The following is a 22,728-nucleotide window of genomic DNA, read 5'->3' on the forward strand; positions in this document are numbered from 1 at the left end:
CTGTGCCCTAGGGTCTTGGGCATGAGTGACGTCTTGGATTTCGCCGGGGTGGGTGTGGTGCGCGGAGGTTCCACGCTGCTCGACGGCATCGACTGGGAGATCGAGGAAGGCGAGCGTTGGGTCGTGTTAGGCCCCAACGGGGCAGGCAAGACCACTCTGTTACAGCTGGCTGCCGCGCGGATGCATCCGACACGGGGGCGGGCTGCGGTGCTCTCCGAGACCCTCGGGCAGGTCGATGTCTTCGAGCTGCGGCCACGAATCGGATTGGCCAGCAGCTCCCTGGCCGAGCGGATCCCCGGTGGCGAGCTCGTCCGTGACGTCGTGCTGACCGCCTCCTACGGGGTGGTCGGACGGTGGCGTGAAGAGTACGAACGGATGGATGTCTCCCGGGCCCGTCGACTGCTGCAAGCCTTGGGGGCAGAGCATCTGGGTGAGCGGACGTACGGCACTCTCTCCGAAGGGGAGCGGAAACGTGTCCTGATCGCACGGGCGTTGATGGCAGATCCGGAGCTGATGCTGCTGGACGAGCCTGCGGCGGGGCTCGACCTGGCCGGCCGGGAGGACCTCGTGCAGCGTCTCGGCGAGATCGCAGTGGACACCGAGTCACCCACGTTGGTTCTGGTCACCCACCATGTGGAGGAGATCCCGGCGGGAATGACCGATGTCCTGCTGCTCAGAGGCGGGAAGGTCGTCGCCGCAGGGCCGGTGGAGAGCACCTTGACCCAGGAGAACTTGGAGAAGACCTTCCGGATTCCGCTGACCTTGGAGAGACACGACGAACGGTGGGCGGCTCGTGCCCGTCTTCCCGAGCCGGGGGAGACCGGGGCCTGGAACAGCATTGAGGAAGAAGGGCTGCCACCGGCAGTGATCTTCTGAAAATATCCCCTCTGGGAGGGAACCGTCTTCCTCGGGGCTGCGTCTCACTGGGTGAGTCGTCCGAAGCCGGGGATCACCTGATCGCACCGGTCGTCGGCCCCGAGGAAGGAACGGGCAGGGTATGGACTGGTTGGATCAGAACGCCTGGGCTGCCTGGCTGGCACTGGCACTGGTGTTGGGCGCCATCGAGGCTGCCACTGTCGACTTCGTGTTCATCATGTTGGCCGGTGGCGCAGGAGCGGGTGCAGTAGCAGCCCTGGCAGGCGCCTCCTTCCCGGTCCAGGTGTTGTCCTCAGTGGCTGTGGCCTGCGCTTTGTTGGTTCTGGTGCGGCCTGAGGTGAAGAAACGGTTGTTCTCCGGCAGCACACCGATCGTTCTCGGTGCGGCAGCCTATGTCGGCCGTCGGGCCGAGGTCACTCAGGAGGTCACGGTGACCGGCGGGCGGATCTTGCTGGGCGGTGAGGAGTGGTCGGCTCGGCTGGAGAAAAACGTCTTGGCTGTTCCAGCCGGCGCCCTGGTCAATGTCATTGCCATCGACGGCGCGGTCGCGGTGGTCACCCCGGACGATTCACCCCCTGCATCCCCTCTTATCACCCATGAATGAGGCTCACCTATGCCAATAACTTTGGTCCTACTCGCTGTTCTCGTCCTGTTCATCGTGATCCTGATCGGCCGTGCGGTCCGGATCGTTCCTCAGCAGACGGCACTGATCATCGAGCGTCTGGGAAGCTACCACGGCACCCTCAATGCAGGTATCCACCTTCTGGTGCCTTTTGTCGACCGTGTCCGGGCCAATATCGACCTGCGTGAACAGGTCGTCAGCTTCCCGCCGCAGCCGGTGATCACGTCGGACAACTTGGTGGTCAACATCGACACCGTCATCTACTACGGGGTGACCGACGCCAAGTCGGCGGTCTACGAGATCGCCAACTTCATCCAGGGCATTGAACAGCTGACGGTGACGACCTTGCGGAATGTCATCGGCTCGATGGACCTCGAGCAGACCCTCACCAGTCGTGACCAGATCAACGGTCAGCTGCGTGGCGTACTGGACGAGGCGACCGGACGTTGGGGCATCCGGGTGTCCCGAGTCGAGCTGAAGGCCATCGACCCGCCGCACAGCGTCCAGGACTCCATGGAGAAGCAGATGCGGGCCGAGCGTGATCGTCGCGCCACGATCCTCACCGCCGAGGGCGTCAAGCAGTCCGCGATCCTGACCGCCGAGGGCGAGAAGCAGTCCGCGATCCTGAAGGCGGAGGGTGCCGCTCAGGCCAAGATCCTGGAGGCCCAGGGCCAGGCTCGCGCGATCACTCAGGTGTTCGACGCGATCCACCGTGGGAAGCCCGACCAGAAGCTGCTCGCCTACCAGTACTTGCAGGTGCTTCCTCAGCTTGCGCAGGGAGACGCCAACAAGATGTGGATCGTCCCCAGCGAATTGACCGACGCCCTGCGCGGGATCAGTTCCGCACTGGGTGGAGAACGCGGCGCTCCGGCCGATGAGGCCACCCCGTGGACGCCCTCGGACCTGGCCGATGCCATGGCCTTCCCGGAGGCGTCCTTGCAGGATCCGCAGGAAGCTCTCGACGAGGCGAAGAAAGAGGCAGAGCGTTCTGTCTCCGAGGCCCATGAGGTGACTCGTCCGGCTGCTCGTCCCAGCAATGGTGAGCCGTCGGCTGCACCGCAGGTCTGATCATCGTCGGTGCTCTCCTGACAGGAGTGTCTGAGGCGCCCGCAACCCCGTTAGGGTGTTGCGGGCGCCTTTGGTGCCATCGCCGTTCCCGCCGCTTCCGGGCTGTCGTCCCGGTCGGCTGCTTCCTGGGAGGACACCGTGACCATCGAGGTGACCGATGCCGCAGATGACCGGCTCGCCGACTATTTCCGGCTGACCGATGTCGCTCTGCGTCGCAAGCTCGACACCGAGCGGGGGTTGTATCTCGCGGAGAGCGACAAGGTCATTCGGCGGGCCCTTGCTGCAGGGCATCGGCCGCGTTCCTACCTGATGGGGGCTCGGTGGGCTGAAGAACTGTCCGATCTGGTCGGTCAGGCCGAGTCCGAGGGCATCCCGGTCTATGTCGGTTCGGACGAGGTCATTACGGAGATGACCGGTTTCCATCTGCACCGGGGTGCGATCGCCTCGATGCACCGTCCTGAGTCGATTCCGGTGGAGAAGATCCTTGCTCAGGCTCGGCGGGTGATGGTGCTGGAGGACATCGTCGACCATACGAATGTCGGTGCTGTCTTCCGCAGCGCTGCTGCTTTGGGGGTGGACGCCGTCCTGGTGACGCCACGATGTGCCGATCCGTTGTACCGGCGCAGTATCCGGGTGTCGATGGGCACGGTCTTCCAGATCCCCTGGGCAAGGATCGATCCCTGGCCAGGAGGGATAGATCTGCTGCATGGGCTGGGTTTCACCGTTGCGGCTTTCGCGCTGGAGCTCGGCGCGGTGACTCTGGACGAGATTGCGGCCGATCCGCCGGAGCGGTTGGCCGTGGTCCTGGGAACGGAGGGGGACGGACTGCGGGCCCGCACCATCGCGTCGTGCGACCTGGCTGTGCGTATTCCGATGGCGGGGCAGGTCGATTCGTTGAACGTGGCGGCAGCGGCAGCGGTCGCGATGTGGGCACTGCGTGCGCCTGCGCTGCCTGCCGGTCCGCTTCCGGGCTGATCGGGAGCCGGTTCAGCCCGGAAGCGGTGGAAAGCCCCGGTCCGGGAAGGCCGGTCAGGCGGTGTACATCCCGGTGAGGACGGCGCGCCCGATGACATGCTGCAGCATCATGAAACTGGCTTTGGCCGGGGTGTCCTCCGATTCGATGTCGAGATGGGCCACGTCGAGGGCGGTCACCGCGAAGATGTAACGGTGAGCCCGGTCGCCTGCAGGCGGGGCTGCGCCACCGAAGTCGCGCGTGCCGTAGTCATTCCGCAGGTGGATGGCCCCGGAGGGGAGACGTCCAGCGTGCTCTTCCCCGGCGCCGACCGCCAACTCGTGGATCTCACCGGGCACGTTGACGACGAACCAGTGCCAGAATCCAGACGGGGTGGGGGCATCGGGGTCGAAACAGGTCACGGCGTAGCTCTTGGTGCCTGCTGGAGCCCCTGACCAGACCAGGCGGGGTGAGGTGTTGCCGAAGGCGTAGGCCTGATCCTGGGGGAGGTCGCTGCGGTCCACGAAATCGGATTCCAGGGTGAACGAAGGAACCTGGGGCAGGAGGGTGTACGGATCCGGAGATGTGGGTCGGTCGAGGTTCATGACACTGAGCCTAATGAGACGGAGGAGACGGGCCCAGCTCAGTTCGGTTGCGGCGCGCCTGCTCTCAGCGGACCAGCAGATCGACAAGCCGGTCGAGTTCCTGCTGAGGGTCGGCGCACAGCCCGCCGTGTACCGGCCCTGGCTGCAGGACGGTGCTGCGCGGTGCGCGTAGCCAGCCGAACCTGGCCCCGAGCCGTCCCAGGTCAGGTCGGCCGTGACCGGTGCGTCCGGCGCACACGTCCCGGACGATCTCCAGGGAGGAGTTCAGGGTGGCCACATCGAGTCCCGGGCACAAGGCGAGTGCTCGTTCGGTGTTCACGGCCCAAGCACATTCGAGGAAGCCTTCCTCCTGGCAGAAGAGGATGACGGCGACATTGATGAATTCCTCGCGTTCGACGCGGGGCAGACAACGCAGGACGACGTACTGGTAGGGCACCTGCCGTGAGCTTTTCGGCGGGGAGGAGGGTGCATTCATCAGGACGCGTCTCCGGGGAGCCAGATCTCGGGGGTGGCCAGCCGCGCGGTCAGATGTTCTACATAGGTTCGTCGTAGCGCCGACGGGTCGAGGAGGTCCGTCGTGGGCTCGCACCATTCCTCGGGGACCTCGCCCAGTACGTCGGCGAGGGCGTCCGGAGTCAACCGGGCAGCGAATTCCTCGTGATGTGTGCGGAGGCTGTCGGCGATATCGGCGAGTACATGGGAGGATGCGTCGAAGGGCTGTCCTGCGAAACGTGCAGGGTCGGCCGGGCGCCGCGGCCAGGAGTGGTGGAAGTAGAGGGCAGCGCCGTGATCGATGGCCCAGGTTCGTCCTCCCCAGACGAGAAGGTTCGGATTGGCCCAGGTGCGGTCGATATTGGCGGTGAAGGCGTCCAACCACATGATGGCCGAGGCCTGCCGTGCCGAGGGCGGGCGCGATCCGTCGTAGCCGAAGGCTCCGGGTAGGTAGTCGACGCCCAGGTTCGTGCCGGGGGAGGCGTTCAACAGGTCCTGGACCTCTTCGTCGGCCTCGTAGCGGGCGATGGGTGGTGGCATGGTGATCGACACCAGGTCTGGGGTGGGGATGTCGAGCAGACGCGCCAAGCCGGTGCAGATCACCTCGGCCACCAGAACTTTCAGCCCTTGACCTGCTCCGCTGAACTTCACGACGTACATGCCCAGGTCGTCCGCTTCGACCAGGCCCGGCAAGGATCCGCCTTCGCGGAAGGGCATGATGTACCGGGTCGCCGTCACGATGGGAAGCACCGGTCCAGGTTAGCGGCAGTCGTGCGCGGGCGAGGTCCGTCCTCGGTTACGTTGTCCGCATGGAACCGGTTTACACGCCTGTCATCGCGCTTACCCGTGCTGTCTTCGCCGCCCAGGGGCTGCGTTTCCGGATCACGGGGGCGGAGAACATTCCTCAGGACGGGCCTGCGGTCATGGTCATCAATCACACCGGATACATGGACTTCACCTATGCCGGTCTCGCCGCTTATCAGACCGGTCGGGTGGTGCGTTTCATGTGTAAGGATTCGATCTTCCGTAGCCCGGTGTCTGGTCCGTTGATGCGGGGGATGAAACATATCCCCGTCGACCGTGAAGCTGGTGCCGCCTCTTTCAAGCGTGCGTTGCAGATGTTACGTCAGGGCGAGATCGTGGGGGTCTTCCCGGAGGCCACCATCAGCCGCAGTTTCGAGTTGAAGGAGTTCAAGTCGGGTGCGGTGCGGATGGCGCAGGCCTCCGGCGCGCCGGTCCTTCCGGTGGTGCTGTGGGGGAGCCAGCGGGTCTGGACGAAGGGGAAGCCCAAGCGGATGGGACGTACCGGTACACCGATCGCGGTTCGTGTCGGGGAGCCTTTTGTCGTGGCCAAGACCGAGGACGCGGTGACGGTCACCGCCGATCTGAAGCGGCGGATGCAGGCTCTGCTGGACGTGGAACAGCGGGAGTACCCGGTGCTCACCGGCGAGGATCTGCAGTTCGTCCCTCAGCGTCTGGGGGGCACCGCGCCGAGCCTGGCAGAGGCGACTGCCCTGGACGATGCCGAGATCGCCGCACGTCGGGCGGCACGCGCCAGCCAGAACTGACTGGACAGGCATGATCAGCGCCGGGTGGGGTGAGGACGCCGAGCAGATCACGACGCAGGTTCTGACGGCCTTGGCCGGGCCGCAGGCGCATTTGCGGCCCGACCAGCGGGCGGCGGTGGCCGGCCTGCTCCGTCCGTCCGCCCGGGTGCTGGTCGTCCAGGCCACCGGGTGGGGCAAATCGGCGGTCTACTGGGCTGCGTCGGCGGTGCTCCGGGTGCGCGGCGCAGGGCCGACGCTGGTGGTTTCTCCATTGTTGTCCTTGATGCGCGATCAGGTCGCGGCAGCTGAGCGGGCCGGACTGCGTGCGTCCACGGTGAACTCTTCGAATCAAGCGGAGTGGCTACAGATCGAGGAGGATCTGCTCTCCGACCGGATCGATGTGCTTCTGGTGTCTCCGGAACGGTTGGCCAATCCGAGCTTCGGGGCCCGGGTGTTGGACCGGTTGGGTGATCGGCTGGGTCTTCTGGTCATCGATGAAGCTCATTCGGTGTCCGATTGGGGTCATGATTTCCGCCCGGACTATCGGCGGGTCGCCGATCTGTTGCAGCGGATGAACCCGCAGGCGCCGGTGCTGGCGACCACGGCCACCGCGAACGAGCGGGTCACTGCCGATGTGGCGGCGCAATTGGGTGAGTCGACCTTGGTGCAGCGGGGTCCGCTGGCCCGGGACAGCCTGGATCTGACGGTGATCGCCGGTTTGGACCCGCTGGAACGTTACGCCTGGCTGGTGGATCACCTTCCGGTGCTGCCTGGCTCGGGGATCGTGTACACCTTGACGGTCGCCGATGCCCACAGCTTGGCCGGGGTGCTCACCCGTCACTACGGGGAGGGTTGTCCGGTGGCGGCCTACACCGGACAGCTGCCGGCCCAGGAACGGGCTGGGCTGGAAGACGCTCTACGGGAGAACCGGGTCAAGGCCCTGGTGGCCACCTCTGCGCTGGGCATGGGATACGACAAACCGGATCTGGGGTTCGTCGTCCATGTCGGGGCACCGCCGTCACCGGTGAGCTATTACCAGCAGGTCGGACGAGCCGGCCGGGCGATAAAACGCGCAACGGTGGTCTGTCTGCCCTCCGCTCAGGACCGCTATGTCTGGGATTATTTCGCATCGGCGAGTCTTCCTGCCCCGAAGGAGGTGGAGAGGCTACTCGCCGTGCTGCCACCTCCGACGGCGGAACCGATCAGTGTCCCCCGGCTGGAGGCTGAGTCGGGGCTGCGTCGTTCCAAGGTCGAGTTATTGCTGAAGCAGCTGGCCGTGGACGAGGTCGCTGAGCGCACCCCTGCAGGGTGGCGAGCGACGGGCCGTGTCTGGCAGGACGATCCGCAACGCCGGGAGGGGATCCTGGCGGTCCGTCGACGTGAAGCGGACATCATGCGTTCCTTCTTGTCCGGACACACCTGTTTGATGTCTTTGTTGCAGGAGGCGTTGGACGACCCGTCCGCCCGTTCCTGCGGCCGGTGTTCGACGTGTACCGGAGAGCTTCCCGCGGGCTGGTCGTCTCGTCCCCGCCCGGAGACCGTAGAGGCCTTACGGCGTGATCTGCAGGGACAGTCCCAGATCTGGGAACCGCGCAAGATGTGGCCCGGGGGTGTCTTCAGGAGGTCGGGGCGTATTCCGCAGAGTGAGTCGGTCGATCCCGGGCGGGTCTTGGTGCACATGTCGGCCCCGGAGTGGTCGCAGGTTCTGGCCGGAAGCCTGTCGGGGCAGGGAGCCGCGGAACCGGAGCTGTTGGATGCTGCGGTATCGGCATTGGTGCGATGGCGGACGTCCTGGGCGGACCGGCCCGATCTGATCGTGTCCTTCGCTGCTGCCGGGCTTCTGGAGGTTTCTTCCGGGGTCGCCGACCGTCTGGGGCACGTGGGCAGGATCCCGGTCCTGTCGTGGGACCTCGCGGGAAAACCGCCTGCGGAGGCGTCGTCTTCTGCGGTGCGGGCGTCGGCCTGGCATGAGATCTGTGCAAAATCGCCGCGACCTGATGTGCAGGGACGAACGATTCTTCTCGTCGTTGACGCGTCGGCGACCGGCTGGTCGGTCACTGTCGCGGGCAGTTTCCTTCGTCGGGAAGGCGCCTCGTCGGTCTTGCCGTTGGTCGTGCACCGTAGGCAGGCCGAATAGCCAAATCGGGCCTTTTGTCCTGATTGTATGCTGTGTGCCGAAAAATGCTTAGGTGTGGCTTACCTATGGATTTACGATCATTCCATGCCCTGCAGCAAGACCTTGCTCTCCTTGGCCGAGATGCCCCTCGGCGTCAGCCACACTCTTGAATCCGTCGCCGCCATCGACGGAGCTCGCCGACGACTGTCTGAACTGGGCCTGCGCCCCGGCGCCCGGCTCACCGTACTTCGTCGCACTGCCGGCGGCGGACGCATCATCTCCGTTGCCGGCTCCCGGATAGCCCTCGATGCGCAGACCACCCGTCAACTCACCGGATACGCCCGGGAGGCGACGGCATGAACTCGAAAGACCACCACATCAGATCGCCACGGAACCTGATCGCGCCCGCTCGACCACTGACCGAACCAGCCTGTTGCGCCGATGGCAGCGGGGACACGGCTGCTTCCGGCAGCCCGGTGATCGCTTTGGTCGGATCGCCCAATGTCGGGAAATCGACCCTGTTCAACGCCCTGACTGGCGCCCGCCGCACCGTGGGGAACTGGCCCGGCACCACCGTCGAGGTCGGCAGCGGGATCTGGCATACCCGGGCTGGTCTGCGTCATGACGCCACGGTCCTCGACCTACCCGGCGCCTACAGCCTCGACCCGCTCTCGCCGGACGAAGCTCTCACCCGCTCGCTCCTGGTCGACAGCCCGGTAGCTGAACGCCCCGGCCTGGTGGTCGTGATCGTCGACGCCGCGCATCTCGCCCGCAGCCTGCACATGGTCGCCCAGCTGCGTGAGTACCCCTACCGGATCGTGGTTGCGTTGACCATGGGCGATGTCGCTCTCCGCCGCGGCATCGAGATCGATCATGGTGCGCTCGCAGACGCCCTGGGCTGCTCGGTCGTGCCGGTGGATCCCCGCCGCCGACAGGGTCAGGAATCTCTTTCCGAGGCCGTTGACGAGGTCCTTCACCAAGAGGTGCCTGCACCCCGGGAGATCGCCGCTCTCACGAGCGACGAATTCGCTGCTGAGGACGAACGCTTCGGATGGATCGACGCGGCAGTCACCGCGGCCACTCAGCATGATGGTGACGATCGACTCACCCGTTCGGACAAGATCGACGCCGTGGTGACCCATCCGGTGGCCGGGCCGCTGATTTTTCTGGCGGCGATGTGGACGGTCTTCCAGATCACCACCACGGTGGCGAAGCCCCTTCAGGACGCCTTGGACAGTTTCTTCTCCGGGCCGGTGTCGGATGCCGCTCGCGCGGTGATTCCTGAGGGACCCTTGCGAGGGTTGGTGGTCGAGGGGATCATCGCCGGTGTCGGAATGGTGCTGACCTTCGTTCCGCTGATGGCCTTGATGTTCCTCCTTCTGGCGATCATGGAGGATTCGGGGTACATGGCGCGTGCTGCCGTGGTCGCAGACCGGATGATGCGTCGTCTGGGTCTCCCGGGGAGGGCTTTCCTCCCGCTGATCGTCGGCTTCGGATGCAATGTCCCGGCGATCAGTGCCACGAGAATCCTGGGGCAGGTCCGTCAGCGGATCCTGGTGGCTTTGTTGGTTCCTTTCACCTCGTGCAGCGCCCGCCTGACCGTGTACGTCATGTTGGCGGGGATCTTCTTCCCGACGCAGGCGGGCAACGTGGTCTTCGCGATGTATGTGCTTTCGATCGTCCTGGTGCTCCTCGTAGGCCTGGTTTTGCGGCGGACCCTGTGGCGCACGATGGGCTCGGAGCCGTTGATCCTCGATCTGCCGCCGTACCAGCGGCCGACAGCGCGGTTGTCGCTGGCGGTGACCTGGACCAGGGTTCAAGGATTCCTACGGACGGCGGGTGGGGTCATCGTGGCGACGGTGATCGTGGTCTGGGCGTTACAGTCCACCCCGGTGCGGGGGGATGGCACCTTCGGCGCGGTCGAGATCGAGGACAGCGCCTACGGAGTGAGCGCCCAAGCGATCGCTCCGGCCTTCGCCCCGGCCGGTTTCGGTCAATGGCAGACGGCAAGTGCCTTGGTGGTCGGTTTCGTGGCGAAGGAAGCCGTGATCTCCTCCTGGGCGCAGACCTACGCCGTAGAGGATCCGGAGGACGCGGGCGCGGAGAGCCTGGCCGGCCACGTGCGGGAGGCCTTCGAGGCATCTTCAGGCGGACATGCCTTGCCCGCTGTACTGGCTTTCCTGGTCTTCCTGCTCTCCTATACGCCATGTGTAGCGACTTTGGCTGCACAGCGGCGTGAAGTGGGCATCAGGTGGACGCTTTTCGGGTTGGTCTTGCAACTGGCGCTGGCGTGGGTATTGGCGGTCGCGGTCTTCCAGACCGGCAGGTTATGGGCATGAGTGGCCCACTGCGGCAGGTGCTGGACGCGGTCGAGGGTGGCGCGGTGACGGTGGGGGAGATCGCCTCGCGTACCGGGATCGACCGGGATGTCGTGGCAGCTTCGGTGGCTCATCTGGCTCGGGTCGGTCGGGTGGATTCCCGGATGCTTTCCTCGGGGTGCTCCGATGCAGGTTGTGGTGGGTGCTCGACGGCAGGACCTGATGATTCTCCGGGATGTGGGGGTGCTGGTGAGCGCGCTCAGCGGGCTCCGGTACTCCTGAGGCTCTTCTCCAGGGGGCCGGCCGCGAGATGCTCGAAGGACGGCGGGGAGCATTGAGCTGAAGTCCCCGGCTTCCTGCTTCGGGATCGAGGCCTATCGTTGGCGGCGTGCCTGCTCCCTGGCCAGTCGCGCCGCTTCGCGTAATTCGGGGTCACTCATCACGAGGTAGACCAGTCCGCAGTCAGCGGGGCCTTTGACACTCTGCTGGCACAGGCTGCACGGGTCGGTCGGGCGGACCGGGCACCGGGGGACGGGCACATAGCGGCGGACCGGTTCAAGTTGTTCCGATCCCATGGATCTCCCTTCCCACTGCCCCTGGTTCCTCCACTACCCATTATCGGTGGGTTCCGGGGGAGCGCGACGACGGGGGCGCGTCAGGATGTCAGTCGCGACCGATACCGGGAACTGCGCTCAACCACAGGCGATTGCTGCCGATGAGGGCTGCCGAGGAGGTGGGCACATGAGTAGACGCCGTGCGAGGGGCCTGTCCAATCGCGACCGGGCCGTGATCGACCTGGAACGGGAGTGGGGCCAGGCCCCCCAGGTGCAGGACTACAAGAGCGAGGCGGCCCGCACATTGGGTTTGTCGCCGTCCGGTTACGCGTTGGTCTTGAGCGCTCTCATCGATGACCCGGCAGCCTTGGAGTACGACCCGGAGACGATCAGCCGTCTTCGCCAGGTGCGGCAGATGCGTCGCCCCGATTTTTGATTCTCCGGTGCCGGTTTGTCGGCACCTCTGTCCCGAGCGGCCGGTAGGCCGTTTCTGTCTTTTCGCCCGGCCACCAGGAGAACACCATGACCATGATGCAGGTCCGCCTCATCACCATCGACGGTACGGAGTGGTTGACCAGAGCCTTCGACGGTGACCCGAACGACCATCTACAGCGTCTGATCCACGACGAACACATCGACAGCCACGAGATCGTCGTCACGGGCACCACGACGCGGACCTTCGCCGAACCGGCGACAGTGAGTTTCACCCGGGATCACATCGTCGCGTTGTGGGTGGAAACAGTCATGGCCTAGCTGGTGCTCGCCTGGCCGGAAGCGATTTCGGTCAGGCGAGCTCACATGCTAGTGTTTCGTGCTGTTGCAGCGAGCGTGAGCGACTTACTCGTAGCAAAGCAGGAACACCTGTCCGGGTGGCGGAATGGCAGACGCGCTAGCTTGAGGTGCTAGTGCCCTTTATCGGGCGTGGGGGTTCAAGTCCCCCTCCGGACACCAATCATGACGACTGAGGGCCGATCACTTTTCAGTGAGTGATCGGCCCTCAGTCGTGTACTGGACGTGTTTGTCCATTCCGGTGGAGAGTGTGGGCTTCACGCACCATCCGTTCTCAGGGGTCTGCTCCCTTGCTGATTCCGAATCTCCGGGTGGCTGATGCGCCCAAGCAACGGATCCGCGAGGTCGACGCATATTTCGTGAAGGGGGCAAATCTCAGTGAGCAACTGTTAAATTAATGCTCTCCGGGCCTACGAACAGGGACGATATTGCTTATGTCTCTTGAGGACTCGGTTGCACCGAAGGCAGACTTGGACGTGCGTCACGTTCTGGCGGCGGGGTCATTGGGGATCCTGCCGCAGGCGATCTGCCCAGGAGGCATCGTGAAGCAGCGGCTCCTGCTCCTCACTGTTGGATCCCTTGTCCTGACACTCAGCGCCTGCAGCGGTGGAACCGGCGCAGGCACAGCGTCTGGCTCCGGGGCGGGAGAGAGAACCACCAAAATAAAACTCGTCGCCGCCGAGTACAGCAAGGACAACACCAAAGCCTTCTGGGACTCTTTCGCCACGACGTACAAGAACAAGTACGGCTACGAACTCGAGGTCCAGGTCGTGCCTTGGGAAGACATCGACCAGCAATCCTCGACGATGATCCAGAACCAGCAGATGCCGGACATCCTCAACCTCAACGCCTATGCCGGTTACGCCAAGGACGGACTCCTCTACCACGGTGAAGAAGTTCTCCCACCTGCTGCGCGATCGGACCTGATCGACGCCTTTGTCGCCTCGGGTACTTATCAGGGCAAGCTGTACGGCTTCCCTGACCTGTCCAGCACCCGGGCGCTCTTCTACAACAAGACTCTCTTCGCTCAGGCCGGGATCACCGACCCCCCGAAGAACTGGGACGACTTCGTTTCCGCTGCCAAGAAGATCACGGCGCTGGGTAACGGGCAGGTCGGTTACGCCATGCCCTTGGGCCCGGAAGAGTCCCAAGCCGAAATGTCCATCTGGATGTTCAACAACGGCGGCGACTGGAAATCCGGCGGCACCTGGACGATCAACTCCGACAAGAATGTCGAGACGCTGACCTTCCTCAAGAACCTGGCCGTTGTCGAGAAGGTCACCCAGAACAATCCCGGAAAGACCAACCGGGCCGATGCCTTCGACCTGTTCAAGTCCGACAAAGCCGGAATGGTCGTCGGTTTCAGCCCGCTTGCGGCAGCACTCGACAAGGATGCCCAGGTGCAGTACGGCATCGCCCCGATGCCGACCAAAGGAGCAGGACCGGCGCGAACCTTCGGTGTCACCGACTATCTGATGGCATTCAAGAAGAAGGGTAACCAGGACGCTGTCAAGAAGTTCTACGAGCTCTACTACGCCAAGGAGCAGGTCAACACCTTCATCAAGAAGGAAGGTTTTCTCCCGGTGACGAAATCAGGTATTGAAGAATTCAAAGGTGACCCGAAACTCACGGTCTATCTGGACACCCTTCCCCAGGCTCGTTTGACCCCGACCGACGACCCGACCTGGGACAAGGTCAAGTTGGCGGTCCAGCAGAACCTCGGCCGTGCTTCCGCAGAGAACGGCGACCCCAAAGCCGTGCTCGACAGACTGCAAGGACAGGCCGAGGCCGCCAAATGACGCTCTCGCGGCAGAGCGCGAGCGGGGTGACGAACCAGCGACCGTGGCATACCACCTTGCTGTGGCTGGGGCCTGCGCTTGCCTTGATCCTGGGCGTGGTGCTCTTCCCGGTCGTCAAACTTGTCGATGCCTCGCTGGGTCGTTATTCGATCACCGGGTTGAGGCTCGGTGACGCAGGCGGCGCCAACTACACGAATTTGTTCCGGCATCCGGACCTGTCCACGGTCCTGACCAACACCGTCGTGTGGGTGGTCTCCGTCGTCGCCATTACCGTCGTGATCTCGTTGGGGCTGGCACAGTTCCTCGTCAAGGACTTTCGGGGACGTTCCTTGGTGCGGTGGGCGATGATCGTGCCTTGGGCGGCTTCCTTGGTGGTCACCTCGCAGCTCTTCGTGCTGCTCTACGACTACCACCACGGGATGATCAATCAGCTCCTGCAGTCTCTCCACCTTGTGGAGGCGCCGATCGATTTCCTCGGCGACGACCGGTTCACGATGGCATCCATGGTGGCGGTCGGCGTTTTCGTGTCGCTCCCGTTCACGACATACACCTTCATCGCCGGTCTCGACGCCATCCCCGAGGACGTCTTCGAAGCTGCCCGGCTGGACGGCGCATCCCGGTGGCAGACCTGGCGGCAGGTCACTCTTCCTCTGCTGCGTCCGTCGCTCATGATCGCTTGCGTCCTGAACATCATCTATGTCTTCAACAGCTTCCCGCTCGTCTACACGCTCAATGACCGCAACCCGGGGTATCTGCATGACACGACCATCACCTTCATGTACAAACTGGCTTTCAAATCGCAGGAGAAAGACGTCGGGATGTCTGCGGCTGCAGGCATCGTCAACATGTTGTTGATCCTGCTCGTTGTGGCCGCATATCTGAAAGTCATCGACTGGAGAAAGGCCACACGGTCATGAGCGTCATTTCGCTTTCCTCCGACCAGATGTCCGGGGAGGGCCGACAATGCAGAAACGGGCAAGAAAGCCTGTCTCCGCTCGGTTCTCGCTCCCCTAAGGGTTATTCTTCAGTCCGCCCTTATCTGCTGACTACTGTCGGCGGATTAGTTGCAGCGGTCTTTCTCTCACCCTATGCGGTCATGTTTCTGAACACTTTCCGCAGCAGTACCGACGTCAAGCGAACTCCGCCGAGTTTGTTTCCACGGCAATGGCAGTGGGATACCTACCTGCAGGTGCTCGGTGACGGTCGCTTTCTCAGCTGGTTGGGGACGAGCCTGATCGTCGCCTTGCTTTCGACAGCGCTGGTGGTGGCGGTGTCTGTGCCTGCGGCGTATTACACGGCACGGTTTCGTTTCGTAGGCCGAGGAACTTTCCTCATGGTGGTGTTGATGACCCAGATGTTCTCCCCGACTGCCCTCGTGGTCGGGATCTACCGTCAGTTCTTCGAACTAAACCTGATCAATACGTATGCAGCGTTGATTTTCACGAATGCTGCCTTCAATTTAGCTTTCGCGATATGGATCCTGCACGGATTCTTCAGTGCGGTCCCTGACGAGGTGGCCGAGGCTGCTCGACTCGACGGGTGCGGAGAATTAGCGATCCTGGGGCGGATCATGCTCCCGATCACCTTGCCCGGGATGGTGGCCGCCACGATCTTCACCTTCATCGCAGCGTGGAACGAGTACGTCGTGGCGCTGACCTTGATGGTCGATGACACCAGGAAACCCCTGACCGTCGGAATGCGCTCCTATGTGACGGGTTATGTGCAGCACTGGGATCAGTTCTTCGCAGCGGCCGTGATCGCCGTCGTGCCGGTGATCGTGCTTTTCGCCGTGATCGAAAGACACCTGGTGTCGGGGATGACGGCAGGTGCGGTGAAGTGACGGCCGGGCTCTGCTTATCGGCTTCGGCCTGACCGACGGTGTGTGCGGGAAACGAAACGAGGTCCGGCCCAGTCAAGTTTTTGACTGGGCCGGACCTCGTTCACCTGGGGTGAGTGACGGGACTTGAACCCGCGACCACCTGGACCACAACCAGGTGCTCTACCAGCTGAGCTACACCCACCATGCGCCGTTGTCTGCGTTATTCGCAGCAGCGGCGACTATCGTACCCCGAGTTGAGGGGTGCTCATGACCATCTTCCGCCGGGTGAGCGTGAAGCTGATCGATGGTTCTTCCTTCGGTTGCTGGGTATCCCTGATTAAGAAGGGTTTTTGGAAGTTTCAGCAGGGGCGATCTCGAAGCGGGAGCCCAGCTGGCGGCACCGTTCACTGTCCGGACCCGGTTGTGGGACGAAGACCGCCTCGCGGTAGTACCGCAACTCCGCGATGCTCTCCCGGATGTCGGCCAGCGCCCGATGCCCGCCGTGCTTCGCCGGAGTATTGAAGTAGGCCCGCGGATACCACCTGCGCGACAGCTCCTTGATCGAGGAGACGTCGATGATCCGGTAGTGGAGCCACTGCTCCAGCTCTGGCATGTCCCGGGCGAGGAAGCCGCGGTCGGTGGCGACGGTGTTGCCACCGAGCGGAGACTTACCCGCTTCGGGTGCCCACCGGCGGACGTACTCCAACACCCGCTCCTGGGCTTCCTGCAGACTGACGCCTTCTTCGAGCTCATCCAGAAGGCCGCTGGAGGTGTGCATATTGCGGACGAAATCGTTCATCTGGGCCAGTGCGGCTTTCTCTGGACGGATCACCACATCGACCCCGTCGCCCAACTGATTGAGGTCGAAATCGGTGACCAGGGCCGCTACTTCGATCAGTGCGTCGTCGGTCAAGGACAAACCGGTCATCTCACAGTCGATCCAGACGATGCGATCGACACGGGACTTGTCTTGGGGAGAACTGCTCACCCCTTCACCTTAGGCGTCCGGCCGACCGGTACCCCCGACGTCCGGGCGGTCGGTACCGTGGATGGCGACCAGCGGCAACGGACAGGAGGGATGACGTCCATGCCCTCGACCCCGGAGAATCGGAGCCACCCTGAAGTGACCGCCAGGCTCGACGCGATACCACCGACACGCAACTGGAGCAGACGTCAGCGACGAAGGCGACGCTCGTTGCCGCGATGGCGGGACGAAGCTGCTCGCGTCATGAGCGCTCGCCCCGTACTTCGTCGTTGGCTCTGGTTCGGGGCGCTCTGCTCTCTCTTCCTCGTCGGCTCGCTGGTCTTTATGGCCGGCCTGGACATGCAGGTCGGGCGGGCAGGCTCACTGATCGGTCTGGTCGCTGCGCTGGTGCCCTTGGCCATCGTGGTCCCGGCCGTGCTCTGGCTCGACCGTTTCGAAGCCGAACCGACCCGCTATCTGGTGACCGCTTTCCTCTGGGGTGCTTGCGTGGCCACTGCCGGCGCTCTGGTGCTCAACACCTCGTCCATGGTCTTCCTCACCCACGTCGCCGAGATCGACGGTGTCCACGAGGTCGCCGCAGTGATGGTGGCTCCCGTCGTCGAGGAGGTGCTCAAAGGCCTCGGTGTCCTGCTCATCATGGTGCTGCGTCGGAACGAGTTCGACGGGATCGTGGACGGTATCGTCTACGCGGCCATCTGCGCCGCCGGTTTCGCCTTTGCGGAGAACATCCTCTACTTCGGTCGAGGGTTCGACAGCTCAGGGACGACCGGGCTGTTCGTCGTCCTGCTGAGCCGGGGGATCTTCGGTCCTTTCGCACACCCGATGTTCACGGTCTGTACCGGCATCGGCCTGGGGATCGCCGCCGGATATACCGCGGGTAAGGGCGGGCGGCTACGGGCACCCTTGCTGGGCCTGGTCGCTGCGATCGTTCTCCACGCAGCCTGGAACCTGACTGCGCTCTTGGGCGCTGCGGTCAGCCTGACGGTGTACGTGCTTCTTCAAGTACCCATCTTCCTGGTGATCTCAGGGTTCGCGGCCTGGGCACGACGTCGGGAAGGGCGGATCATCGCCGAGGAGCTTTCCGGCTTCGTGCCGGTAGGGCTCTTCCAACCGCCAGAGGTCACGATGCTCAGCAGTCTGCCGGCCCGGCGACGCGCCCGAGAATGGGCTAGAAGTCGAGGAGGATCTGCCGCTGCAACGGACATGCAACATTTCCAGGACGATGCGACCGAGCTCGCCTTCCTGAGACATCGCGTCCGTCACGGTACTGCTCCAGCTGACTTTCTTGACCAGGAAGGAGCACTCCTGCAAGAGATCTCACGACTCCGAGAGCGGCTCTATCTCTGAACCCGAACCCCACCTCGCTCACCGGTTCCCCGAAGATTCAGGATGTTCCCGGCAAACCGAGATCAAACCTGAAGGATCGGTATGGCATCGTGTCGTGCGTCGGTGTCAGATCGGGGCTTCTTCTCCCAGTAGACTCGACGCGCACCGGAGTATCCTTCGATGCTTGCCCTCGTAGCTCAGCTGGATAGAGCAAGAGCCTTCTAATCTCTAGGTCGTAGGTTCGAGTCCTACCGGGGGCGCGATGAACTGTCGCCAGCGACAGGTCGGCGGGGAAGCCAACCTGGAGCTGCTTCAGTTCGCGAGTGGTAGAAGACCTGCACGGTAGAGCATCTGCTCCGCCCAAGGGTCGCAGGAGCCTTCACGCATATAACGGGCACGTTCTGCGAACAGCCATTGTTGCGGGTCGCTCCGGGCAATGGCAGCAGCGGTCCAGGCCGACTGCTGCTCCACTATCTGGAACATGCGCTCATCCGCCTCGGCGGTGGTGGAGAAGGGGGTGTGGGTGTCGCTCGCCATACTTGGGTCGACCAGTCCTCGCGTGGTCATGTGGACCTCCGTGTCCGTATCGTCCCCGTCCTTGGGGGAAGTGCTGACTCCTGACGCATCGGCACGGGGGGTGACATCGTGAGGCTTCCGACACGCCCCGCATGGTGGTCACGCCGACCTCAGCCGACAGCAACCACATCCGCAGCGACCCGGCTTCCGCATCGATCTGCACCGGCGCGGCACTTTGGAATCCATGAAGGCGCGAGACACGATGAGCCAGTGGCGAAAACGGTGTCATCGGAGAGCCTTTCCCGGGCAATGCGAATCCTGCGCAAAGAGCTGGGTTCCGTAGCTCTACCCCTGGACATCGATGGCGCATCCCAAGCCCGTAAGGACCGTTCAGAGCTGGTCGATCAGCTCGACGACTACATCCTCCCGCGACTGGCCGATCTAGAAGCGCCCATGCTGGCCGTCGTCGGCGGATCCACCGGCGCAGGAAAGTCCACCCTGGTCAACAGTCTCTCCCAGAAGACCGTCACCCGTACGGGAATACTGCGACCCACCACACGGGCCTGTGTCCTGGCTCATCATGCCGACGACGAAAACTGGTTCGAAGGCCCCCGCGTCCTGCCCGGCCTCGACCGGGTCGAAGGATCCGAGGACCACCACGACCCCGGCACGCTCCGACTGGCCCACGCGCCTGGCCTACCACGGGGCGTCGCGCTCCTGGACGCACCGGACATCGACTCAGTGGTCGAAGCCAATCGCGACCTCTCCCGTCAGATGCTGGCCGCAGCAGATCTGTGGATCTTCGTCACCACCGCCACCCGATACGCCGATGCTGTTCCGTGGGAGTTACTCCGGCAAGCAGCCGATCACGGACCGTCCGTCGCGATCGTGCTGAACCGCGTGCCGCCCGAGTCTGCGGTATCCGTCGGTGACCACCTCAGCGGACTGCTCGCACGAGAAGGCCTCAGATCCGCTCCGGTGTTCACCTTGACCGAATCCTGCCTCGACGAAGAAGGCATGCTCCCGGAGAAACAACTGGTGCCACTTCGGGAATGGATCAGCCGGATCGGCGGAAGCAGCAAAGCCCGCGGCGTGGTCATCCGCAAGAGCCTCAACTCGGCTCTGGACGCCCTGGACGGGCAGGCCGCAGAGATCGCCGAAGCCAGCTCCGCTCAGATCCAGACGGTGCAACAGCTCGAAGCCGTCGCCCACTCCAGTTACGGAGAAGCCTGCAGGGCCGTCGACGCCAGTCTTGCCGATGGCTCCCTGCTGGGCGGCGCCGTCCTCGCGCATTGGCAGGACTACACCCACAGCGGTGAACTGAACCGGTCCTTCGAGGCCGCCGTAGGACGCTTCCGCACTCGGGTCAGTTCTGCACTGGGGAATCGCCCAGCACCCACCGCAGAACTGAACGGCGCGCTCAGGGTCGGTGTCCGCGAGTTGATCCTCTCCCAGGCCGAAAAGGCCGCCCAAGCGATCTCCCGCCGATGGTCACTCATACCCGGCGGAGCTCAGGTCGTCCAGAGTTTCCCTGAACTGGAGATCATTCCTGCGGACCTCTCGGCGCGCGCCGAAGCCGCGGTAGCTGAATGGCAGGAGGAGATCCTGCTCTTCGCTCGTTCGGAAGGCAAGGACCGGCGCACCACAGCGAGGCTGCTCTCCTTCGGGGTCGACGCCGTGGGCACTGTCTTGATGGTGGCTGCGTTCAGCCCTGTGGGCGACACGGCAGAACTTCCCCACAAGGACAGCGCGATGGCTGACCGATCTGCTGCGCTCGCCCGGAAATTGATTGCAACGCTCTACGGAGAACAAGCGGTCGAACATCTGGTCATGCAGGCTCGAGAGAGCCTGGCGGAGCGCGTGGACGCGCTCTACGCCCTCGAGGAGGAACGGGTTCTGAGCGCGCTCGCTGATTTGCAGCTGGATACAGGACAGCCGGAACGGGTGCTGCGGGCCGTCGCAGCGGTGAAGGCGAACCGATGAGGCGGCGGCAACGTCATCCGGCACCGTCGTCCTCGGACCCGGCGATCGGGTTGAAGTCGGCTGTCGAGGGCCTGACCGGTGCCATCGACGCCGGAGGGCGATATCTTCCTCCGCAGGAGGTCGCCAGCGCAGAAGCGGTCCTCAAGAAGGCCTCGGAGCGCCTGGCGCTGTCGGGTAAGCACACTGTGGTGGCCTTCACCGGAGCGACCGGTACGGGCAAATCCTCTCTGTTCAATGCCATGGTGGGCCGAGAGGTCTCCCGGGTGGGTGCCCTGCGTCCGACGACGAGCAGGGTCAGCGCTGCGATCTGGGGCGATGAAAGCCCCAAGGCCCTGCTCGACTGGATCGGCGCCGATGTGCGTCATCGAGTCAGCGCGGAGGACAACGCTCGCAGCGGGTGGGCTTCGCACTTGGACGGCGAGGTGCCTTCCGGCCTGGTACTTCTGGATCTGCCGGATATCGACTCCCTCCGTCCGGAGCATCGGGCCGAGGCCGATCGGGTACTCGATCTGGTCGATGTCTTCGTGTGGATCACCGACCCGCAGAAGTACGCCGACGCGGTGCTCCACGACGAATACCTGCGCAAGGCCTCTCAACACCAGACGGTGACCCTGGTCGTGCTGAACCAGGCCGACCGGATGGCCACCGACCAGGCCGAAGCCTGTCGGGAGGACCTCCGCAAACTCCTCGCCGACGACGGGCTGAACGCGGCCGAGGTCCTGCTCCTCTCAGCACGTACCGGAGAAGGCGTCGGTGAATTACGGGACGCCTTGTCCGGGGCGACCAAAGCGGCCACTGCGGCACGCTCCCGTTTGCTGGCCGATGTCAAACGTGAGGCGGATGCTCTCATTCCCCACATCGGTACGGCCGAAGCCTCCGTGGAGGTGTCGCAGGACGACGAGGTCGTCGAATCGCTGTCCCGTGCGACCGGGATCCCGACGGTCCTGGACTCCGTGGCCGCCGACTATCGTAGCCAGGCTTATCGGATGGTGTCCTGGCCGTTGTGGCGCTGGGTGCGCAAGGTACGACCGGACGCGATCCGTATGGTGCCTGCAGGCGAGCGGGACGGTGCCAGCGCAGACGTGGCCGACTTGCTGGGGCGCACGAGCCTGCCGGAACCGACTCCTGCCGCCCGCGCCGAGGTGGAACGCATCATGCGTTCGGTAGGGAACCAGGCCAGCAGGGGGTTACCGCCACGCTGGGCTCGCGCAGTGCAGGACGCCTCGTCCTTGGACAACCGGGAGCTCCTGGAATCTCTGGACTCGGCGGTGCTCACCACTCCGTTGCGTGACCGTGCTCCGATGTGGTGGTACGTCGTCTCCGTTGTCCAATGGATCCTGATGGTGACCATGGTGGGCGCCACCTTGTGGTTGTTGGCGTTGACCGGTTGGTCCTTCCTGTCGGATGTCTCCGATGTCGTTCCGCAGGTAGCGGGGATACCCCTGCCGACGGTGTTGATCGTCTTGTCGTTCACCGGTGGTGTGCTGTTGGCCTTGGGTTCGCGTCCTTTCGTGAACATGGGCGCTGCCCGCCGCCGATCCGACATGGAGATACGTCTGTCGGACGAGATCGGGGTCGTGGCGGTGAACCACCTGTTGTCGCCGGTCCAGGAGATCCTCGAGCAGCATCGGCGTACTCGGGAGCATCTGGGGCGGGTGCGTTCCGCTTAGCTCGTGCACAACCGGCCCCGTGCTCCTGGGGTTGTCCACAGGTGCTTCGACAGGGTCTCTCCGAGGTTTTCCACCGCTGGAAGCTGAAGGCGGTGCATCGCGGTGATGCACCGCCGGGCGGGTCTTCCCTCCGGCTGTCGGAAAAGAGGTCCTGTTGTGAACGAGACGCTGATCACCATGTCGGGCAACGCTGTTGAGGATCCGGTGCGCCGGGTCACCCGCAATGGAGATGCCTATGTCACCCTGCGGTTGGCGTCGACGGTGCGTCGTCGTGACCAGGACAGTGGACGCTATGTCGATGCCGAGACGAATTTCGTCACCGTGGTGGCTTTCCGCCAGCTCGCGTTGAATACGGCTGAGTCTGTACGTAAGGGGCAGCCACTGATCGTCACTGGCCGTTTGCGGGTCAACCAGTGGCGTACTGAGGAGAAGAGCGGGGTGCGTGTCGAGATCGACGCGACAGGCATCGGCCATGACCTGTCTCGCGGGGTCTCCCAGTTCACCCGGGTGCGGCCGGACGGAGAGGACGGCCCGGTCACCCGGTTGGTCACCGGGGAGAACGACGCGGAGGCTGCGCCCTGGCAGACGGGTGGCGAGCCCGCGGAGGACGCCGAGCACAACGGGGCGGCTTTCTTCACCGAGCCTGCGGAGGGCCATGGCGATCCTGCGGTGGGTAAGGCCTGAGCTCCGA

Annotated in this window: 24 protein-coding genes and 3 tRNA genes; 20 read left to right on the plus strand and 7 right to left on the minus strand. The window is 64.1% G+C overall.

Going from position 1 to position 22,728, the window contains the following annotated elements:
- Nucleotides 1–21: 21 nt before the first annotated feature.
- The 4 genes from DX923_RS06670 to DX923_RS06685 all read left to right on the plus strand — a co-directional run bounded on the left by DX923_RS06670 (nt 22) and on the right by DX923_RS06685 (nt 3,541).
- A complete protein-coding gene (locus tag DX923_RS06670; RefSeq protein ID WP_116113598.1) occupies nt 22–876 on the plus strand; it encodes an ABC transporter ATP-binding protein in 855 nt (284 codons plus the stop codon).
- Nucleotides 877–997: 121 nt separating this feature from the next.
- Complete coding sequence (locus DX923_RS06675) at nt 998–1,480, plus strand: NfeD family protein (protein ID WP_116113599.1); 483 nt, start codon at nt 998–1,000, stop codon at nt 1,478–1,480.
- Nucleotides 1,481–1,489: 9 nt separating this feature from the next.
- Nucleotides 1,490–2,566 (plus strand): SPFH domain-containing protein, encoded by a 1,077-nt coding sequence (locus tag DX923_RS06680; protein ID WP_116113601.1) that lies wholly within the window; start codon nt 1,490–1,492, stop codon nt 2,564–2,566.
- Nucleotides 2,567–2,704: 138 nt separating this feature from the next.
- On the plus strand, nt 2,705–3,541 hold the full coding sequence (locus DX923_RS06685; protein ID WP_116113603.1) for a TrmH family RNA methyltransferase: 837 nt from the start codon (nt 2,705–2,707) through the stop codon (nt 3,539–3,541).
- A 54-nt stretch (nt 3,542–3,595) separates the two neighbouring features.
- Here DX923_RS06685 and DX923_RS06690 read toward each other — a convergent pair whose 3' ends face one another.
- From DX923_RS06690 to DX923_RS06700, 3 genes are all read right to left on the minus strand, one after another.
- Nucleotides 3,596–4,123, minus strand: a complete 528-nt coding sequence (locus DX923_RS06690; protein WP_116116199.1) for a YbhB/YbcL family Raf kinase inhibitor-like protein — start codon at nt 4,121–4,123, stop codon at nt 3,596–3,598.
- Nucleotides 4,124–4,187: 64 nt separating this feature from the next.
- The gene (locus DX923_RS06695; RefSeq protein ID WP_116113605.1) at nt 4,188–4,598 is read right to left on the minus strand and encodes a DUF3037 domain-containing protein; all 411 of its coding nucleotides are present in this window, start codon (nt 4,596–4,598) and stop codon (nt 4,188–4,190) included.
- Nucleotides 4,598–5,365 (minus strand): HipA family kinase, encoded by a 768-nt coding sequence (locus tag DX923_RS06700; protein ID WP_116113606.1) that lies wholly within the window; start codon nt 5,363–5,365, stop codon nt 4,598–4,600. Before DX923_RS06700 ends, DX923_RS06695 begins: the two co-directional genes overlap by 1 nt.
- Nucleotides 5,366–5,424: 59 nt before the next feature.
- Here DX923_RS06700 and DX923_RS06705 point away from each other — a divergent pair, with 59 nt between their 5' ends.
- From DX923_RS06705 to DX923_RS16140, 5 genes are all read left to right on the plus strand, one after another.
- A complete protein-coding gene (locus DX923_RS06705) occupies nt 5,425–6,183 on the plus strand; it encodes a lysophospholipid acyltransferase family protein (protein ID WP_116113608.1) in 759 nt (252 codons plus the stop codon).
- Between the two features lie 10 nt (nt 6,184–6,193).
- Entirely contained in the window at nt 6,194–8,299 is a 2,106-nt protein-coding gene (locus DX923_RS06710; RefSeq protein WP_116113610.1) for a RecQ family ATP-dependent DNA helicase, read from the plus strand.
- An 84-nt stretch (nt 8,300–8,383) separates the two neighbouring features.
- Nucleotides 8,384–8,638, plus strand: a complete 255-nt coding sequence (locus tag DX923_RS06715; protein WP_162872824.1) for a FeoA family protein — start codon at nt 8,384–8,386, stop codon at nt 8,636–8,638.
- A complete protein-coding gene (gene feoB, locus DX923_RS06720) occupies nt 8,635–10,617 on the plus strand; it encodes a ferrous iron transport protein B (protein ID WP_116113614.1) in 1,983 nt (660 codons plus the stop codon). Before DX923_RS06715 ends, feoB begins: the two co-directional genes overlap by 4 nt.
- On the plus strand, nt 10,614–10,934 hold the full coding sequence (locus tag DX923_RS16140; RefSeq protein ID WP_162872825.1) for a FeoC-like transcriptional regulator: 321 nt from the start codon (nt 10,614–10,616) through the stop codon (nt 10,932–10,934). The genes feoB and DX923_RS16140 overlap by 4 nt, the downstream gene beginning before the upstream one ends.
- 36 nt (nt 10,935–10,970) lie before the next feature.
- On the opposite strand, the gene DX923_RS17010 is transcribed toward DX923_RS16140, so the two are convergent.
- Nucleotides 10,971–11,171 (minus strand): DUF6767 domain-containing protein, encoded by a 201-nt coding sequence (locus DX923_RS17010; RefSeq protein WP_116113615.1) that lies wholly within the window; start codon nt 11,169–11,171, stop codon nt 10,971–10,973.
- Between the two features lie 166 nt (nt 11,172–11,337).
- Between DX923_RS17010 and DX923_RS06730 the strand changes: the two genes are divergently transcribed.
- The 6 genes from DX923_RS06730 (at nt 11,338) to DX923_RS06755 (ending at nt 15,578) form a co-directional block, all read left to right on the plus strand.
- Nucleotides 11,338–11,586 (plus strand): DUF3263 domain-containing protein, encoded by a 249-nt coding sequence (locus DX923_RS06730; protein WP_116113617.1) that lies wholly within the window; start codon nt 11,338–11,340, stop codon nt 11,584–11,586.
- 86 nt (nt 11,587–11,672) lie between these two features.
- Nucleotides 11,673–11,903: a hypothetical protein gene (locus DX923_RS06735; RefSeq protein WP_116113619.1), complete on the plus strand. Its 231-nt coding sequence runs from the start codon at nt 11,673–11,675 to the stop codon at nt 11,901–11,903.
- A 110-nt stretch (nt 11,904–12,013) separates the two neighbouring features.
- Nucleotides 12,014–12,101: transfer RNA gene (locus tag DX923_RS06740), tRNA-Leu, on the plus strand.
- A gap of 272 nt (nt 12,102–12,373) precedes the next feature.
- The gene (locus tag DX923_RS06745) at nt 12,374–13,738 is read left to right on the plus strand and encodes an extracellular solute-binding protein (RefSeq protein WP_240322780.1); all 1,365 of its coding nucleotides are present in this window, start codon (nt 12,374–12,376) and stop codon (nt 13,736–13,738) included.
- Nucleotides 13,735–14,655, plus strand: a complete 921-nt coding sequence (locus tag DX923_RS06750) for a carbohydrate ABC transporter permease (protein WP_116113620.1) — start codon at nt 13,735–13,737, stop codon at nt 14,653–14,655. Before DX923_RS06745 ends, DX923_RS06750 begins: the two co-directional genes overlap by 4 nt.
- A gap of 179 nt (nt 14,656–14,834) precedes the next feature.
- Nucleotides 14,835–15,578 (plus strand): carbohydrate ABC transporter permease, encoded by a 744-nt coding sequence (locus DX923_RS06755; RefSeq protein WP_240322781.1) that lies wholly within the window; start codon nt 14,835–14,837, stop codon nt 15,576–15,578.
- A gap of 105 nt (nt 15,579–15,683) precedes the next feature.
- Here DX923_RS06755 and DX923_RS06760 read toward each other — a convergent pair.
- A tRNA-His gene (locus DX923_RS06760) sits at nt 15,684–15,759 on the minus strand.
- A gap of 135 nt (nt 15,760–15,894) precedes the next feature.
- The gene (orn, locus tag DX923_RS06765; RefSeq protein WP_240322820.1) at nt 15,895–16,485 is read right to left on the minus strand and encodes an oligoribonuclease; all 591 of its coding nucleotides are present in this window, start codon (nt 16,483–16,485) and stop codon (nt 15,895–15,897) included.
- Between the two features lie 300 nt (nt 16,486–16,785).
- Here orn and DX923_RS06770 point away from each other — a divergent pair, with 300 nt between their 5' ends.
- Nucleotides 16,786–17,889 (plus strand): PrsW family intramembrane metalloprotease, encoded by a 1,104-nt coding sequence (locus DX923_RS06770; RefSeq protein WP_205413112.1) that lies wholly within the window; start codon nt 16,786–16,788, stop codon nt 17,887–17,889.
- Between the two features lie 165 nt (nt 17,890–18,054).
- Nucleotides 18,055–18,128, plus strand: a tRNA-Arg gene (locus DX923_RS06775).
- Between the two features lie 52 nt (nt 18,129–18,180).
- Here DX923_RS06775 and DX923_RS06780 read toward each other — a convergent pair.
- Nucleotides 18,181–18,435 carry a hypothetical protein gene (locus DX923_RS06780; RefSeq protein WP_162872826.1) on the minus strand — a complete coding sequence of 85 codons (255 nt, stop codon included), beginning with the start codon at nt 18,433–18,435 and terminating at the stop codon, nt 18,181–18,183.
- A gap of 258 nt (nt 18,436–18,693) precedes the next feature.
- On the opposite strand from DX923_RS06780, the gene DX923_RS06785 reads away from it, so the two are divergent.
- The 3 genes from DX923_RS06785 to DX923_RS06795 all read left to right on the plus strand — a co-directional run bounded on the left by DX923_RS06785 (nt 18,694) and on the right by DX923_RS06795 (nt 22,721).
- On the plus strand, nt 18,694–20,367 hold the full coding sequence (locus DX923_RS06785) for an ABC transporter (protein ID WP_240322782.1): 1,674 nt from the start codon (nt 18,694–18,696) through the stop codon (nt 20,365–20,367).
- On the plus strand, nt 20,364–22,037 hold the full coding sequence (locus tag DX923_RS06790) for a GTPase (protein WP_116113630.1): 1,674 nt from the start codon (nt 20,364–20,366) through the stop codon (nt 22,035–22,037). Before DX923_RS06785 ends, DX923_RS06790 begins: the two co-directional genes overlap by 4 nt.
- A gap of 156 nt (nt 22,038–22,193) precedes the next feature.
- Complete coding sequence (locus tag DX923_RS06795; protein ID WP_162872827.1) at nt 22,194–22,721, plus strand: single-stranded DNA-binding protein; 528 nt, start codon at nt 22,194–22,196, stop codon at nt 22,719–22,721.
- Nucleotides 22,722–22,728 lie beyond the last annotated feature (7 nt).

The organism is Austwickia chelonae, from assembly GCF_003391095.1.
GTDB lineage: Bacteria > Actinomycetota > Actinomycetes > Actinomycetales > Dermatophilaceae > Austwickia > Austwickia chelonae_A.

Bases quoted from the DNA above. Each gene is read 5' to 3' on its own strand.
- DX923_RS06680 (WP_116113601.1), top strand. From the start codon at position 1,490: ATGCCAATAACTTTGGTCCTACTCGCTGTTCTCGTCCTGTTCATCGTG.
- DX923_RS06690 (WP_116116199.1), bottom strand. From the start codon at position 4,123: ATGAACCTCGACCGACCCACATCTCCGGATCCGTACACCCTCCTGCCC.
- DX923_RS06675 (WP_116113599.1), top strand. From the start codon at position 998: ATGGACTGGTTGGATCAGAACGCCTGGGCTGCCTGGCTGGCACTGGCA.
- DX923_RS06705 (WP_116113608.1), top strand. From the start codon at position 5,425: ATGGAACCGGTTTACACGCCTGTCATCGCGCTTACCCGTGCTGTCTTC.
- DX923_RS06770 (WP_205413112.1), top strand. From the start codon at position 16,786: ATGAGCGCTCGCCCCGTACTTCGTCGTTGGCTCTGGTTCGGGGCGCTC.
- DX923_RS06695 (WP_116113605.1), bottom strand. From the start codon at position 4,598: ATGAATGCACCCTCCTCCCCGCCGAAAAGCTCACGGCAGGTGCCCTAC.
- DX923_RS16140 (WP_162872825.1), top strand. From the start codon at position 10,614: ATGAGTGGCCCACTGCGGCAGGTGCTGGACGCGGTCGAGGGTGGCGCG.
- DX923_RS06735 (WP_116113619.1), top strand. From the start codon at position 11,673: ATGACCATGATGCAGGTCCGCCTCATCACCATCGACGGTACGGAGTGG.
- DX923_RS06670 (WP_116113598.1), top strand. From the start codon at position 22: ATGAGTGACGTCTTGGATTTCGCCGGGGTGGGTGTGGTGCGCGGAGGT.
- orn (WP_240322820.1), bottom strand. From the start codon at position 16,485: ATGACCGGTTTGTCCTTGACCGACGACGCACTGATCGAAGTAGCGGCC.
- DX923_RS06730 (WP_116113617.1), top strand. From the start codon at position 11,338: ATGAGTAGACGCCGTGCGAGGGGCCTGTCCAATCGCGACCGGGCCGTG.
- DX923_RS06710 (WP_116113610.1), top strand. From the start codon at position 6,194: ATGATCAGCGCCGGGTGGGGTGAGGACGCCGAGCAGATCACGACGCAG.
- DX923_RS06785 (WP_240322782.1), top strand. From the start codon at position 18,694: ATGCGAATCCTGCGCAAAGAGCTGGGTTCCGTAGCTCTACCCCTGGAC.
- DX923_RS06790 (WP_116113630.1), top strand. From the start codon at position 20,364: ATGAGGCGGCGGCAACGTCATCCGGCACCGTCGTCCTCGGACCCGGCG.
- DX923_RS06750 (WP_116113620.1), top strand. From the start codon at position 13,735: ATGACGCTCTCGCGGCAGAGCGCGAGCGGGGTGACGAACCAGCGACCG.
- DX923_RS06755 (WP_240322781.1), top strand. From the start codon at position 14,835: ATGTTTCTGAACACTTTCCGCAGCAGTACCGACGTCAAGCGAACTCCG.
- DX923_RS06745 (WP_240322780.1), top strand. From the start codon at position 12,374: ATGTCTCTTGAGGACTCGGTTGCACCGAAGGCAGACTTGGACGTGCGT.
- DX923_RS17010 (WP_116113615.1), bottom strand. From the start codon at position 11,171: ATGGGATCGGAACAACTTGAACCGGTCCGCCGCTATGTGCCCGTCCCC.
- DX923_RS06715 (WP_162872824.1), top strand. From the start codon at position 8,384: ATGCCCTGCAGCAAGACCTTGCTCTCCTTGGCCGAGATGCCCCTCGGC.
- DX923_RS06780 (WP_162872826.1), bottom strand. From the start codon at position 18,435: ATGACCACGCGAGGACTGGTCGACCCAAGTATGGCGAGCGACACCCAC.
- feoB (WP_116113614.1), top strand. From the start codon at position 8,635: ATGAACTCGAAAGACCACCACATCAGATCGCCACGGAACCTGATCGCG.